This window comes from Winogradskyella jejuensis, from assembly GCF_900129745.1.
Lineage (GTDB): Bacteria > Bacteroidota > Bacteroidia > Flavobacteriales > Flavobacteriaceae > Winogradskyella > Winogradskyella jejuensis.
The window spans coordinates 1,142,909-1,156,649 of the sequence record NZ_FQWS01000001.1 but is presented as its reverse complement, the minus strand read 5'-3'; the positions used below and the strand labels follow the sequence as shown (position 1 = coordinate 1,156,649).

The 13,741-nt window shown below is 36.8% G+C and carries 14 protein-coding genes; 6 read left to right on the top strand and 8 right to left on the bottom strand.

The features are described from left to right. Window positions 1-30: 30 nt before the first annotated feature. The 4 genes from BUB95_RS05405 to BUB95_RS05390 are packed head-to-tail and all read right to left on the bottom strand — an operon-like array spanning window position 31 to window position 2,434. Complete coding sequence (locus BUB95_RS05405; protein WP_073084013.1) at window positions 31-603, bottom strand: uracil-DNA glycosylase family protein; 573 nt, start codon at window positions 601-603, stop codon at window positions 31-33. Window positions 604-653: 50 nt separating this feature from the next. Continuing rightward, window positions 654-1,328, bottom strand: a complete 675-nt coding sequence (gene rsmI / locus BUB95_RS05400) for a 16S rRNA (cytidine(1402)-2'-O)-methyltransferase (protein WP_073084010.1) — start codon at window positions 1,326-1,328, stop codon at window positions 654-656. Window position 1,329: 1 nt separating this feature from the next. After that, window positions 1,330-1,683: a DoxX family protein gene (locus BUB95_RS05395; RefSeq protein WP_073084007.1), complete on the bottom strand. Its 354-nt coding sequence runs from the start codon at window positions 1,681-1,683 to the stop codon at window positions 1,330-1,332. A gap of 4 nt (window positions 1,684-1,687) precedes the next feature. Beyond that, window positions 1,688-2,434 (bottom strand): hypothetical protein, encoded by a 747-nt coding sequence (locus tag BUB95_RS05390; RefSeq protein ID WP_073084005.1) that lies wholly within the window; start codon window positions 2,432-2,434, stop codon window positions 1,688-1,690. An 84-nt stretch (window positions 2,435-2,518) separates the two neighbouring features. On the opposite strand from BUB95_RS05390, the gene BUB95_RS05385 reads away from it, so the two are divergent. The 6 genes from BUB95_RS05385 to BUB95_RS05360 all read left to right on the top strand — a co-directional run bounded on the left by BUB95_RS05385 (window position 2,519) and on the right by BUB95_RS05360 (window position 9,136). Further along, the gene (locus tag BUB95_RS05385; protein ID WP_073084003.1) at window positions 2,519-3,166 is read left to right on the top strand and encodes a thymidine kinase; all 648 of its coding nucleotides are present in this window, start codon (window positions 2,519-2,521) and stop codon (window positions 3,164-3,166) included. After that, window positions 3,159-4,265 carry an alanine racemase gene (gene alr, locus BUB95_RS05380; protein WP_073084001.1) on the top strand — a complete coding sequence of 369 codons (1,107 nt, stop codon included), beginning with the start codon at window positions 3,159-3,161 and terminating at the stop codon, window positions 4,263-4,265. Before BUB95_RS05385 ends, alr begins: the two co-directional genes overlap by 8 nt. A gap of 90 nt (window positions 4,266-4,355) precedes the next feature. Then, a complete protein-coding gene (gene mscL, locus BUB95_RS05375) occupies window positions 4,356-4,757 on the top strand; it encodes a large-conductance mechanosensitive channel protein MscL (RefSeq protein ID WP_073083999.1) in 402 nt (133 codons plus the stop codon). A 139-nt stretch (window positions 4,758-4,896) separates the two neighbouring features. Further along, a complete protein-coding gene (locus tag BUB95_RS05370; RefSeq protein WP_073083997.1) occupies window positions 4,897-5,886 on the top strand; it encodes an aspartate-semialdehyde dehydrogenase in 990 nt (329 codons plus the stop codon). Window positions 5,887-5,981: 95 nt separating this feature from the next. Continuing rightward, a complete protein-coding gene (locus tag BUB95_RS05365) occupies window positions 5,982-8,138 on the top strand; it encodes a prolyl oligopeptidase family serine peptidase (RefSeq protein ID WP_073083995.1) in 2,157 nt (718 codons plus the stop codon). A 71-nt stretch (window positions 8,139-8,209) separates the two neighbouring features. Beyond that, window positions 8,210-9,136 (top strand): ABC transporter ATP-binding protein, encoded by a 927-nt coding sequence (locus tag BUB95_RS05360; protein ID WP_073083993.1) that lies wholly within the window; start codon window positions 8,210-8,212, stop codon window positions 9,134-9,136. 7 nt (window positions 9,137-9,143) lie between these two features. Here the strand turns inward: BUB95_RS05360 and BUB95_RS05355 are convergent, their stop codons facing one another. The 4 genes from BUB95_RS05355 to BUB95_RS05340 form a co-directional block, all read right to left on the bottom strand. After that, complete coding sequence (locus tag BUB95_RS05355; RefSeq protein ID WP_073083991.1) at window positions 9,144-11,396, bottom strand: efflux RND transporter permease subunit; 2,253 nt, start codon at window positions 11,394-11,396, stop codon at window positions 9,144-9,146. A gap of 8 nt (window positions 11,397-11,404) precedes the next feature. Next, complete coding sequence (locus BUB95_RS05350) at window positions 11,405-11,965, bottom strand: 4'-phosphopantetheinyl transferase superfamily protein (protein ID WP_073083988.1); 561 nt, start codon at window positions 11,963-11,965, stop codon at window positions 11,405-11,407. After that, window positions 11,965-12,216: an acyl carrier protein gene (locus BUB95_RS05345; protein ID WP_073083986.1), complete on the bottom strand. Its 252-nt coding sequence runs from the start codon at window positions 12,214-12,216 to the stop codon at window positions 11,965-11,967. Before BUB95_RS05345 ends, BUB95_RS05350 begins: the two co-directional genes overlap by 1 nt. A gap of 114 nt (window positions 12,217-12,330) precedes the next feature. Then, window positions 12,331-13,605 carry a beta-ketoacyl-[acyl-carrier-protein] synthase family protein gene (locus BUB95_RS05340; protein ID WP_073083984.1) on the bottom strand — a complete coding sequence of 425 codons (1,275 nt, stop codon included), beginning with the start codon at window positions 13,603-13,605 and terminating at the stop codon, window positions 12,331-12,333. Between the last annotated feature and the right edge of the window lie 136 nt (window positions 13,606-13,741).

Genomic DNA, 13,741 nt, shown 5'->3' with positions numbered 1-13,741 from the left:
TGCCGATTTTATTTTAATTGTTGCTAAAGGTTATTGTAAAATATCAAATATTACTCTATTTAACCTTGGCACCACCAACTCCTCAAACCAAGGATTTTTAGCACGCCAAAACCGATTTGTTGGTGATGGATGTGGAATGGGGAAATACTTAGGCAAGTAGTCTTCAAAATTTGAAACGGTTTCTGTTAAGGTTCGTTTCATACGCCCTTTTAAGTAGTAGTTCTGAGCATAACTTCCTATTAAAATGGTGAGCTTTACATGCTTAAGCGTACTCAAAATCGTATCATGCCATAACGGTGCACATTCTGGTCGTGGTGGTAAATCGCCTGTTGTTGCTTTTCCGGGATAGCAAAACCCAATGGGTAGAATGGCAAAATTATCTGGGTTGTAAAATTGCGTTTCGGTAACGCCAAGCCATTCCCTTAATTTTTTACCACTTGGGTCGTCCCACGCTTTTGACTTTTCATGGGCAATTCTACCTGGTGCTTGACTGAGAAGAATAATTTTGGATTCTGGCGTAAAACTTACAATCGGATTTGCTCCCAATGGTAAATGTGCTTCACACACTTTGCACTGCTTGATATCTTTCAAAAGATATTTCATTTAAAACTATGACCAATTAGTGAGATTTCTCGACTAGCTCGAAATGACAATTATTTATTCTTTCCCGCAACTACAATAACTATTTCACCTTTTGGTGGTTTATTGGTATAGTGCTCTAAAACAGCTTTTGCGGTGCCGCGAATAGTTTCTTCATAGAGTTTAGTTAACTCTCTCGATACAGAAACTTGTCGGTCTTCACCAAAATATTCGGCAAAATGACCTAAAGTCTTTACCAATTTATGCGGACTCTCGTAAAAAATCATCGTTCGGGTTTCTTCGGCTAAAAGTAATAATCGAGTTTGGCGGCCTTTTTTTACAGGCAAAAAGCCTTCAAAAACAAACTTATCGTTTGGCAATCCACTATTAACTAAAGCTGGGACAAATGCAGTAGCTCCTGGCAAACATTCGATTTCTATATTGTTTTCTACAGCGGCGCGTGTGAGTAAAAATCCTGGGTCAGAAATGGCAGGCGTGCCGGCATCGCTAATGACAGCAATAGACGTACCCGATTTTAGTTTCTCCACCAAATGATTCACCGTTTTATGCTCGTTGTGCATATGATGACTTTGCATTTGTGTTGTAATTTCAAAATGCTTGAGGAGCTTTCCAGATGTGCGCGTGTCTTCAGCAAGTATTATATCGACCTCGTTTAAAACCTCAACAGCTCTAAAGGTCATGTCTTTTAAGTTTCCTATTGGTGTGGGTACGAGGTAGAGTTTAGACATACTAATCGCGGATATATTTACCTAAAAAATACGATGGGAATAAAGCAATTAAAGCATATAAAGATAAGTCTAATTCATGACCTGCATAATAATGCGCTGCAGTTGCCAAGACCAAATCGAAAAAGAACCCTGCATACGCCCATTCTGTAAGCCATTGGCTTTTTCGCCATAAAACCATAATAACGCCAAGCACCTTTAAAGTTGCTAAAGGAATTACAAAATAGGTAGGGTAATTCAGCATCTCAAAATAACCTTCAACCATTTCGGTATTTCTAAAATATAGTTGCGCCGAATAGAGCATAATGCCACAAAGGACAGCTGTTGCCACCCAATAAATAATCTTTTTGGTCAGCATATTTTTAGTTGAATTTACCCTCTACGATTTCTAGAAAACGTGCCTCATAGTCTTCTTTACCTTCCCAATTGTTGTAATCTGGTTTAACTAACTGGTGAATGAAATCTTCAGCTTCTTGAAGTGATGTCGATGTATTAATTTGAGAAATAACACGGTCATAGTCTTCGCTTTTTCCATCAAATAAATGCTTGATAAATGCAATCTTATCATTTAATCCAATCTGTAAACCTCCTGATTTCAGTTTGTCATTAAGTGACTTTACTTTGCTATCTGCTTCGCGCTTTTTAGCTTCTTCTACGGGTTCAAACTCAGGAATGTTGGCAAAATCTTGAGTAATGGTTTCAAACTCAATAGTTTTTGCATGCTCCCCATTTTGGCTAGCTTTAGTGGCTTCCTCTACAACCTCATCTTCCTCTGGCATAAAGGCAACCATATCCTTAATCTTGTTCATTACGGGCTCCATTATCCCATCATCTTCACGCTCGTCCATATTAACATAGACTTTATTTTCAACCTCTATGTTATCGCTAATTTTATTGTTGAATGCTGTATCTAACATGCCAAAGAATGAAGAATCATTACCAATAGTTGGTAAATCGTCTTCAAAGTTTTCTTGTGCAAATTTTAAAACCGTAAGCTTTTCATACAGGGCCGCGACTTCCTTATGCATGCGATTAACATCCTCTTTCCCTGTGAGTTTTAGAATCCTATGCGCAATGCTAATTAATTCTGATTCTAATTTCTTTTTCATCCCAAATAACTTTTGATTTTTAATAAATTTGCTTCACCTTTATACAAACGAAAATCGAACACGATTTAGTGCTAAAATTACGAAATGTTTCTCGAAAATACGGTAAATCATAAAGAACAATTTGGGTGGATTGAAGTCATCTGTGGGTCTATGTTTTCTGGTAAAACAGAAGAATTAATCCGCCGACTTAAGCGTGCTCAATTTGCGCGACAAAAAGTTGAAATCTTTAAACCAGCCGTAGATGTGCGTTACGATGAGGAAAAAGTAGTATCCCACGACTCAAACGAAATTCGTTCTACGCCAGTCCCAGCTGCTGCTAATATTCCTATTTTGGCAGATGGTTGTGATGTGGTTGGTATTGACGAGGCTCAATTTTTTGATGATGAGATTGTAAGTGTCTGTAATGATTTGGCCAATAAAGGCATACGTGTTATTGTGGCTGGTTTAGATATGGATTTTAAAGGTAATCCCTTTGGCCCAATGCCTAACCTTATGGCTACAGCGGAGTATGTGACTAAAGTACACGCCGTTTGCACAAAAACAGGGAATTTAGCTCAATACTCTTACAGAAAAGCCAAGAGCGATGATTTGGTTTTATTGGGTGAAGTAGACGAATACGAGCCATTAAGTAGAGCCGCTTACTATAAATGTATGCTTCGCGAAAAAGTACGTCAGATGAAAGTAAAAGATGCTGAGGAAGTAACCTCGAAAGACAAAAACTCTGATGTCTAAAGCGCAAGAAACCATCCTAGAACTTCACTTTGATGCGCTGACGCATAACTATAACTATTTAAAATCTAAGCTAAAACCAGAAACCAAATTCTTGGCGGTTGTTAAAGCCTTTGCATACGGAAGTGACTCAATCGAAGTGGCTAAACATCTAGAAACACTTGCTGTGGACTATTTTGCTGTGGCTTACACAAGCGAAGGTGTAGCCCTAAGAGACGCAGGTATTACAACACCCATTTTGGTGTTGCATCCTCAGGTGATTAATTTTAAAACGATTATCGAGCGTTGCCTAGAGCCAAGTATATACAGTCCGCGTATTCTAAAGACATTTATCGAGATAGCAGAACAAGAAAACCAAAAGAATTATCCGGTTCATATTAAATTCAATACAGGTTTAAATCGTTTGGGCTTTTGGCATAACGATATTGAATTTATAGTTAATCAGCTAAAAAACACCTCATCTATTGTAGCTAAATCGTTGTTTTCGCATTTGGCGGCAAGTGAAGATGAAAATGAAAAAGATTTCACCTTAAAACAAATTGAAGATTTTAAAAACATTGCTTCAAATTTTGAAACTCAAATAGGCTACCAACCATGGTTTCATTTATGTAATACCTCTGGCGTTATAAATTATCCCGAAGCGCATTTTAATATGGTACGTTGTGGTATTGGTTTGTACGGCTTTGGAAACTCTGCAAAAGAAGACCAGAATTTAAAGCCCATAGCTAAATTAAAATCAATCATTTCGCAAATTCATTTAATAGAAAAGAACGAAACTGTTGGTTATAATCGTGCTTACAAAGCAAAAGGCTTTGAAAAAACGGCTACAATTCCTATTGGTCACGCCGACGGAATTTCAAGGCAGTTTGGTAACAAAAAAGGCTTTGTTTTTATCAATGGACAAAAGGCTCCAATTATTGGAAATGTGTGTATGGATATGATTATGGTAAACATCACCAACATTGATTGTAAAGAAGGTGATGAGGTTATTGTCTTCGATGGAAATTACAAAGCTTCTACACTTGCCGAGTCTGCAAACACCATATCTTACGAAATTTTAACCGCTATTTCTCAGCGTGTTAAACGAAAAATAATTAAGTAAGTTTTAGGGGAATTTTATACTTTTTATTGAAGATGTTAAAATTTTAACTAAATTTAGTTTTTATAATACTAACTAATAAAACTTAAAATTATGCTTAAAGAATTTAAAGAGTTTGCAATGAAAGGCAATCTTGTAGACATTGCCGTTGGTTTTGTTATGGGTGCTGCCTTTAACAAAGTTGTAGCTTCATTTACAGGAGGAATTGTATCACCGTTAATTGGATTAATATTTGATTCAGACTTTAAGTCACTTAAATACAAATTAAAAGATGGAGCTCTAAACGATGCAGGCGAAATGGTAGGCGAAGTTTATTTAGAATATGGTACATTTTTAACTAACGTCATCGATTTTATTATCGTAGCATTTGTAATGTTTATGGTTGTAAAGGGCGTTAATAAGATGAAGAAAAAAGAAGAGCCTGCTCCAGAAGCACCAGCTGGACCAAGCCAAGAAGATCTTTTAGCAGAAATAAGAGATTTACTTAAAAAATAAGAAAGCTAGCTACCGCTACGCTACATATTTTTAACCAAACCCTGATGTAACAGTCAGGGTCTTTTTTGTTATAATTTTTAAAATTACTATTTCACATTTGTTGAATAAGCTACTTTTGCTTTCAATTAAATAACTAAGAATGAAAATAGCTATTGTCGGCGCTACTGGACTTGTCGGTAGCGTTATGCTTAAAGTTTTAGAAGAGCGCAATTTCCCAATGGACGAGCTTCTGTTGGTGGCTTCAGAGCGTTCCGTTGGTAAAGAAATCACCTATAAAAATACGCCTATAAAAGTTATTGGTTTGTCTGATGCTGTCGAGCAAAAACCAGATATCGCCTTATTTTCAGCAGGTGGAAGTACGTCCTTAGAATGGGCGCCTAAATTTGCCGAAGCGGGAACGACTGTAATTGATAATTCATCCGCATGGCGTATGGATTTGGATAAAAAATTAGTGGTTCCAGAAATTAACGCTAGTCAACTAACCAAAGCCGATAAAATTATTGCCAATCCCAATTGCTCCACCATACAAATGGTAATGGCATTAGCACCACTTCATAAAAAATATAAGATAAAACGCATAGTCGTTTCTACCTATCAATCTGTTTCAGGAACAGGCGTCAAAGCTGTAGAACAATTGGAAAACGAAATTGCAGGTATAAAAGGCGAAATGGCGTATCCATATCCAATTGCCAAAAACGCAATTCCACACTGTGATGTGTTTGAAGAAACGGGTTACACCAAAGAAGAAATGAAACTCGTCCGTGAAACCCAAAAAATCCTAAACGACAACACTATTGCTGTAACAGCAACTGCAGTACGTATTCCGACTGCTGGCGGTCATAGCGAATCTGTTAATGTAGAATTTGAAAACGATTTTAATTTAACAGAAGTGCGTGAACTCTTAAGTGCCACAGATGGCGTTGTTGTCCAAGACAATACAGATGTCAACACCTATCCAATGCCAATGTATGCTAACGGTAAAGACGAAGTTTTTGTAGGTCGTATTCGTAGAGACATGTCACAACCTAACTCATTAAATATGTGGATTGTTAGTGATAACCTTAGAAAAGGAGCAGCCACTAATACCGTACAAATTGCCGAATATTTGGTGGCTAATGGTTTAGTATAAACGCGATAATCAACATAAAAAAATCTTAAAAAGCACTTTTCGTTAATCGATAGGTGCTTTTTTAGTTAATTTTAGGGTAAACAAAACCTAAAACAATGAAACGTATTCCTTATTTGTTATTAGTATTCGTATTTTTTATGTCTTGTAAAAATGAAAAAGAAACTAAAGAAGTGATTAAAGTTCAATACCCAGAAACGACTAAAGTCGACCATGTGGACACCTATTTTGGAGAGGAAGTAAAAGACCCATATCGTTGGCTCGAGGACGACCGCAGCGAAGAAACAGAAGATTGGGTTAAGCGTCAAAATGCAGTTACTCAAGATTACTTAGCAAATATTCCGTATCGTGAAAAACTTAAAGAACGTTTATCTAAACTATGGAATTATGAAAAAGTTGGTGCACCATTTATCGAAGGTGATTATACCTATTTCTACAAAAATGATGGACTTCAAAATCAATATGTCATTTACCGTTATAAAAACGATGCCGACCCAAGTACTGCAGAAGTATTTTTAGACCCAAACACCTTTAAAGAAGACGGAACAATCTCCCTAGGCGGCACAAGTTTCTCCAAAGACGGAAAAATACTAGCCTACTCTATTTCCGAAGGTGGTAGTGATTGGCGTAAAATTTTAGTTATGGATGTTGAGTCTAAAAAAATTGTAGAAGACACGCTTGTAGACATTAAATTCAGCGGCATGTCTTGGTACAAAAACGAAGGTTTTTATTATTCTAGCTATGATAAACCAGAAGGAAGTGAGCTTTCAGCCAAAACAGACCAGCATAAAGTATATTATCACAAATTAGGAACGCCACAGTCGGAAGATGAACTAATTTACGGTGGCACACCAGAACAGAAGCATCGCTATATTTATGGTGGCGTTACTGAGGATGACCGATATCTTATTATTACGCCACGAGTTTCTACATCTGGAAATAAATTATTAATCAAAGATTTAACAAAACCAAATTCAGATTTTGTTACCATTTTAGACCATACCGATAGTGATTCTAACATCATCGAAAATGTCGGGTCTAAACTTTACATAATGACCAATTTAAATGCGCCGAACCAAAAGATTGTAACGGTTGATGCGAATAACCCAACACCAGAAAATTGGGTGGATTTTATTCCAGAAACCGAAAACGTATTAAGTCCATCTACAGGTGGTGGTTACTTCTTTGCCGAATATATGGTAGATGCTGTTTCTAAGGTTTTACAATACGATTATGACGGGAAACTTGTTCGCGAAATAGAATTACCAGGTGTAGGCTCAGCTGGTGGATTTGGTGCTAAAAAAGAAGATAAAGAATTATACTACTCGTTCACCAATTATGTGACTCCTGGAAGTATCTACAAATACGATATTGAGAAAGGGACTTCAGAACTATTCCGTAAACCAGAGATAGATTTTAATCCAGAAGATTACGAAAGCAATCAAGTTTTTTACACGTCTAAAGATGGTACAAAAGTGCCTATGATTATTACCCATAAAAAAGGGCTTGAGCTTAATGGTAAAAACCCAACCATTCTATATGGCTATGGCGGATTCAATATCAGTTTAACCCCAAGTTTCAGCATCACTAATGCCATTTGGATGGAGCAAGGTGGCATTTACGCCGTGCCAAATCTTCGTGGTGGTGGCGAATACGGAAAAGCATGGCACGATGCAGGGACTCAGCAAAAAAAGCAAAACGTATTTGATGATTTTATTGCAGCAGCAGAATATTTAATTGAAAACAACTATACCTCATCAGATTATTTGGCAATTAGAGGTGGTTCTAATGGTGGATTATTGGTAGGTGCAACCATGACGCAGCGTCCAGATTTAATGAAAGTTGCGTTGCCTGCTGTTGGTGTTTTAGATATGTTACGTTACCATACGTTTACTGCAGGTGCAGGTTGGGCATACGATTACGGAACAGCTGAAGATAGCAAAGAAATGTTTGAGTATCTTAAAGGCTATTCGCCTGTTCATAATGTGAAAAATGGAACGTCATATCCTGCGACTATGGTCACAACTGGTGATCATGACGATCGTGTGGTGCCTGCGCACAGTTTTAAATTTGCTGCAGAGTTACAAGCAAAGCAAACAGGAGATAACCCAACACTTATAAGAATTGAAACAGATGCAGGACATGGTGCCGGAACGCCAGTAAGCAAAACCATAGAGCAATATGCCGATATTTATGGTTTTACGCTATTTAACATGGGCTTTGAAACCTTGCCAAATCAAGACTTTAAAGATTAAGTTCTTGCCAAAGACTATAATAAAATTGACCTACAAAGTGGTAATAGCTTTGTAGGTCTTATTTTTGCATAATGCTTCAAGTAAAAAATATCAGCTTTGGGTACAATAAAACTCTGGTATTAGATAATATCAGTTTCAATCTTGAAAAAGGTAAAAATCTAGCGATTATTGGCGAAAGTGGCTCCGGGAAAAGCACGCTTTTGAAACTCATTTATGGCGAATATGATTTGCCTCAAGGCGAAATCTTCTGGAAAGACACCCAAATTCTCGGGCCAAAACATAATTTGGTGATTGGCTATGATTTTATGAAGTACGTATCGCAAGAATTCGATTTGATGCCTTTTATTACAGTCGAAGAAAATATAGGAAAGCATTTGTCTCGCTTTTACCCCGAAGAAAAACAAAAACGCACAACTGAACTCATCAAAGTAGTACAGCTTGAAGATTTTGCAAAAACCAAAGTTAAAAACCTGAGCGGCGGACAAAAACAACGTGTGGCTTTAGCGCGCGCCTTAGCCAAACAACCTGAAATATTATTACTCGACGAGCCATTTAGCCATATTGATAACTTTAAAAAACAATCGCTCCGTAGAAGTGTATTTTCCTATTTAAAAGAACATAATATTGCATGTATCGTTGCTACGCACGACAATAATGATGTTCTTGGTTTCGCCGATGAAATGCTAGTCTTAGACCAAAAAAAAATCATTGCCAAAGACACACCACAAAACTTATATAGCAATCCGAAACTGCCATTAATTGCCTCCTTTTTTGGAGAGTTTAATGTAATTGATGGTGAGATTTATTACGCACATCAGCTTAAAATAGTTGATGAAGATTCGCTTCAAAACACCTCAGCGACCAAAAAAGGTGTCGTTAAAAACTCTTATTTTAATGGGGATTATTGGTTGGTTGAAGTTGAGCATGGCTCAAATACCCTATTCATTTATCATAGAACACTAATAGAGGCTGAAACGCAGATATTCTTCTCTTTTTAGAAATAAATCACCTATCAAACTTCTTCAACAAAGCAGGCAAATAAAAAATATCCGTAATTAAAGCAATAGCAACAGTCGTGGCGCATAACAACCCAAAATCGCGTACCGATGGCGTCGCACTGCTCGCTATGATTAAAAAGCCGCCAACAAGGGCAATTGTTGTGCTGAATAATGCGCCACCAGTATAATTAATAGCATTATCCATGCGCTCTTTTGCACTACCTTTTACGGTTTTACTTCGTCTGTATTTATAGACCAAATGAATCGTATCATCCATAGCAATGCCTAACATAATTGGGGTAATCATTGCAGTGGTTACATCTAATGGAATGTCTAATGCCCACATTAAAATTGCCAAAACAGTTAGTGGTAATAAATTTGGAATCAATACTAAAATCGTAGTTCTTAAACGTTTTATAAACACCAATAAGCAAAAGAAAGCCACGATAAACGCAGCAAAAAACGATTTGAATTGTGTTTCTAGAATAAATTTGTTGAGCTGTGCAAAGACTACGGCGAAGCCATTAATTTTAAGATTGTACTTATTAGTATCAAAAGACGACTCAAATGCCAATTTAATATCGTCTAAAACTTTATTCAGCTGGGATGTTCGTCCTTCCATTAATGTTAAGGTAAATCCCGCTGTTGTTAAGTCTTCAGAAAATAATTTAAAAAAACTATTGTCCTTGGCATCAACTTCAGAAAGTGTTGCCTTTATTCTATCTTCCGACACATTAGATTGAAACAAGACTGGCGTTCGCTTTTCTAAGAATTGTTTAATCGTCACTACCGATACAGGGTTAGACATCAATTCGTTTGCTTCAAGTTTTGTTTGAAAATCTTCAAGCTGTTTTAACGCGTCTTTATTCAGAATAACACTCCCATCAGATGTCGAAATATTTATTTGCAAACGATTACTTCCTCCAAGTTCAGTTTCAACTTTTCGTAAATCTTGTTTGGCCTTTCCTTCGGCCAAAAGATCACGAGAATTAGTGTCTATTTTCACCTGAAAAATAGAATAACATCCAAATATTAAAACTGCTGTAAACCCAATAATAATTCCATTTTTGTAATCAGACGTAATTCGGTTTAACCAGTCGATAAAAGCAGATTGGTTTAAACGTTTCAAGCTTAAAAGTGGTTTTGCTTTTTCAAAATTGAGATTCATATAACTGAATCCAATTATGGTTATAACATACACCAAAATAAAACTGAACACTAGGCCAATACAGGTAAAAACACCCATGTTCTTAAACGCAGGTAATGGCGATAAATACAGTGCAAAATAACCAACAAACGTCGTTAAAGTCGTGTAAAAACAAGGCGTGAAACTTTTACGAATGGCTACAGCCAAAAGTTCAACTTTTGTCAACGATTTATTTGTCAGGCCTTCTTTGTGATAAATATTTATGATATGCACCGCATCACTAACACTATACACCATAAGTATGGTTGGAATGAGCATGGATATCATATTCAGAGCAAATCCGAGCGAAGTTATGAGTCCAAAAAGTAAGCTAATTGGTATGGCAACAGACAATAATGAAATGATTAAATAACGTTTACTCGGCAATAAAAACAGCAACATCAACGTAATCACCAAAACGGTTAAAACCCCAAACAGAAGACTCTCCTTATAAATACCTTTACTGTAAGCCTCGTTTAAAACTGGTGGACCTGTGAGGTAATAATTTTTGTAGTTTTCTTCAATAATTTGCCGCATTTCTGCAGCAATGGCTTGGCGCTCTTCTTCAACCGTAGATGTTGGCTTTAGTTGAATATAAAAGAACTGACTTTTATAATCTTTAGACACTAACTGCGATGTGATATTTGGCAGTTTGCTGAATAGATTTTTTAAACCTCTATCGCTTCGTTGGTCATTATATAAATCATCAAAATTAATCTTCTGATTGGCGTAAATAGGGTATTTTGCTTTTGCTAAACTAAAAGAGGTTTGCACGTATGGTAATGCATCAATACGGTTGTGAAGCGCTTTTAAATCCGAAACTTCTTTCTTCCCAATAGCGTTTTCAACAGGAAACATAGCAATAAAAATCTCGTCAGAGCCAAATTCTTCTTGAAATTGAATATAGGCTTTGTAGCTTGGGTCATCTTCTAAAAACCAAATGCCAAGCGAGTTGTCAACGCTTAATTTATTGAGAGTATTATAGCCAGAAAATCCCAAAGCAATTACCAAAAAAGCAATAATTGTAATTCTGAGTTTTATGATTTTTGATATGAGGTTTTCTAATTTTTTCATAGTTATTTTTAGAAAGCAAAAGCGCCAAATCTGCCATGATGTGTCAGGCTCACATTCATTCTTTTAGAATCAAACTTCATAATCGGAATATCAAATTCTGATTTTTGGAATTCTATACTGTTGGTCGAAATACTTTCTATCTTACTAATCCTTTCACTTAGTTTATCTCTTAAAACTTGACTCTGACTTTTCAAATTTTCATCTTTAAAAACTACGAGTTCAGATGTCATTTTATGCGGAATTAATCGCGCTTCAGATACAATGTAATCTGTTGTTTTTTTGATTGAAAGATAACATGAGAACTCTTTATAATTCACCTTCCAAATTGAAGCATGTGCGACACATTCAAACTGCTTTGGTGCGTAAAACCGACTTGGATGTTTTTGAACATATAGTTTGTAAGCCGCCTCTTTCATGGACCACAATTGCCAAACGGTAATAGTTTTGTCTTCTGAATTTTTAATGAATTCTTGTTCCTTCCCGGTAAAGAGTTTGTCTAAAAAACGTGGGCGTTGCCAATTAGAGTCTTTCTTGGCTTTGGCGATATCTACAATATCGTTGCCAACCATTAGGCTTCGAGCTTAGCATTCACAATAGCCATTGCCGATTTTACATCGAGCATTTTTTCCATGTCCTCGTTTTCTAATCGGATATCAAATTCGTCTTCAATATCTAGAATGATATCAACCAAATTGGCTGAATTAATTTTTAAATCTTTTACAAAATCCGTGTCTTCGTTAAGGTTTGCAAAAGCTGCTTCGTCTTGGATGTATGGTGCAATAATGCCTTTAAGTTTTTCTATTAATTCGTCTTTGGTCATAGTGTTATTTTATATAGTAAAGATAGGGATTTTGATGATGTCGGTTCGAGTGATTTTCAATTTAATAAAATTGAAAATTGTAATTCGACTGCACTCAAGGTGACATTATCAAAATTAATTGAATTTCTTGAAAACCACACAAGCATTGACGTCTCCAAATCCAAAACTGGCTTTAGCAATCACGTCAAAATTTAGATTCAGTTTTTCAGTCGGAATTTGCTCGCGATTTACAATATCTTCGATATCTGGATGCAAATCTTCACAATTGATATTTGGTGCTACAAACTGTTCATTTAACTGAATAACACTTGCCACGCATTCAATAGCTCCAGCAGCAGCCAAACAATGTCCAACCATAGATTTTGTTGAATTGATATACGGAAAATTGCCTCCATTTCTATGTAAAGCTTTTGTCCAATTTTCGATTTCCAAACCATCTTTTGTCGTTGCGGTAAGATGCCCGTTTATAACATTTATATCATTCGAGGAAACTCCCGAATTCTGAATCGCCTTTGTAATGCAACGTTGCACGGCTTCAGCATTTGGCGCAGTTAAGGTTCCGCCTTGACGTTGTCCGCCAGAGTTAACTTCACCTCCAAGAACCTCAGCATAAATTTTGGCACCGCGTTCTAAAGCGCTTTCGAGAGATTCTAAGACCAGCGCACCCGCGCCACTTCCGGGAACAAAACCCGAAGCTGTTGCACTCATTGGTCGCGATGCTTCTTCAGGTGAATCGTTATGCTTGTAAGTCATAACACGCATAGCATCAAATCCGCCCCAAACATAAGGTCCGTGGTCACTGCAACTACCCACTAACATCCGTTTTGCTTTTCCATTTTGGATGCGCTCAAAACCCATTAACACGGCTTCGGTTCCTGTTGTACATGCCGAAGAATTTGTAGTGACTTGATTACCAAAACCCAACATTCCGCTTAAATACGCACTGACACCACTTGCCATGGTTTGAAGTACAACAGTACTTCCTAAACGCCTTACTTGACCTTCATCAAGCTTGTAAATCGCTTCTCGGAATTTCTCAACACCCGAAGTTCCTGTGCCGAAAATTAGTCCCGTATCATAGTCCAATTCGCTATCTGGATTACTGTCGAAGCCTGCATCTTTCCATGCGTCAATTCCTGCAATACATCCGTATAAAATACCCGAACTATTAAAACCTCGTAACTGTAAATCGGTAAAATATTTCGATTTTAATTCATCTGAAATTGTTGGAATACCGCCTATTTGACATGAAAATTTTAAATCTGCTAATTCTTGATGAAACGAAATCCCTGATTTACCTTGTTTTAGAGCTTCGATAAAGTCTGAAAGGCCGACACCATTTGGTGCAACGACTCCTAATCCTGTTATGACGACTCTGTTATTATTCATCCAGATTTATTCTTCAAAATTCAATTAATTACATCTCTGCTAGTCTGAGCTTGTCGAAGACTTCTACAAACCTAAAATAATCAAACGCTTCGACATGCTCAGCATGACATTTGCTTTCACATTTGGCATTATCTCA

Bases quoted from the DNA above. Each gene is read 5' to 3' on its own strand.
- BUB95_RS05355 (WP_073083991.1), bottom strand. From the start codon at position 11,396: ATGAAAAAATTAGAAAACCTCATATCAAAAATCATAAAACTCAGAATT.
- mscL (WP_073083999.1), top strand. From the start codon at position 4,356: ATGCTTAAAGAATTTAAAGAGTTTGCAATGAAAGGCAATCTTGTAGAC.
- rsmI (WP_073084010.1), bottom strand. From the start codon at position 1,328: ATGTCTAAACTCTACCTCGTACCCACACCAATAGGAAACTTAAAAGAC.
- BUB95_RS05345 (WP_073083986.1), bottom strand. From the start codon at position 12,216: ATGACCAAAGACGAATTAATAGAAAAACTTAAAGGCATTATTGCACCA.
- BUB95_RS05365 (WP_073083995.1), top strand. From the start codon at position 5,982: ATGAAACGTATTCCTTATTTGTTATTAGTATTCGTATTTTTTATGTCT.
- BUB95_RS05385 (WP_073084003.1), top strand. From the start codon at position 2,519: ATGTTTCTCGAAAATACGGTAAATCATAAAGAACAATTTGGGTGGATT.
- BUB95_RS05390 (WP_073084005.1), bottom strand. From the start codon at position 2,434: ATGAAAAAGAAATTAGAATCAGAATTAATTAGCATTGCGCATAGGATT.
- alr (WP_073084001.1), top strand. From the start codon at position 3,159: ATGTCTAAAGCGCAAGAAACCATCCTAGAACTTCACTTTGATGCGCTG.
- BUB95_RS05350 (WP_073083988.1), bottom strand. From the start codon at position 11,965: ATGGTTGGCAACGATATTGTAGATATCGCCAAAGCCAAGAAAGACTCT.
- BUB95_RS05360 (WP_073083993.1), top strand. From the start codon at position 8,210: ATGCTTCAAGTAAAAAATATCAGCTTTGGGTACAATAAAACTCTGGTA.
- BUB95_RS05405 (WP_073084013.1), bottom strand. From the start codon at position 603: ATGAAATATCTTTTGAAAGATATCAAGCAGTGCAAAGTGTGTGAAGCA.
- BUB95_RS05340 (WP_073083984.1), bottom strand. From the start codon at position 13,605: ATGAATAATAACAGAGTCGTCATAACAGGATTAGGAGTCGTTGCACCA.
- BUB95_RS05395 (WP_073084007.1), bottom strand. From the start codon at position 1,683: ATGCTGACCAAAAAGATTATTTATTGGGTGGCAACAGCTGTCCTTTGT.
- BUB95_RS05370 (WP_073083997.1), top strand. From the start codon at position 4,897: ATGAAAATAGCTATTGTCGGCGCTACTGGACTTGTCGGTAGCGTTATG.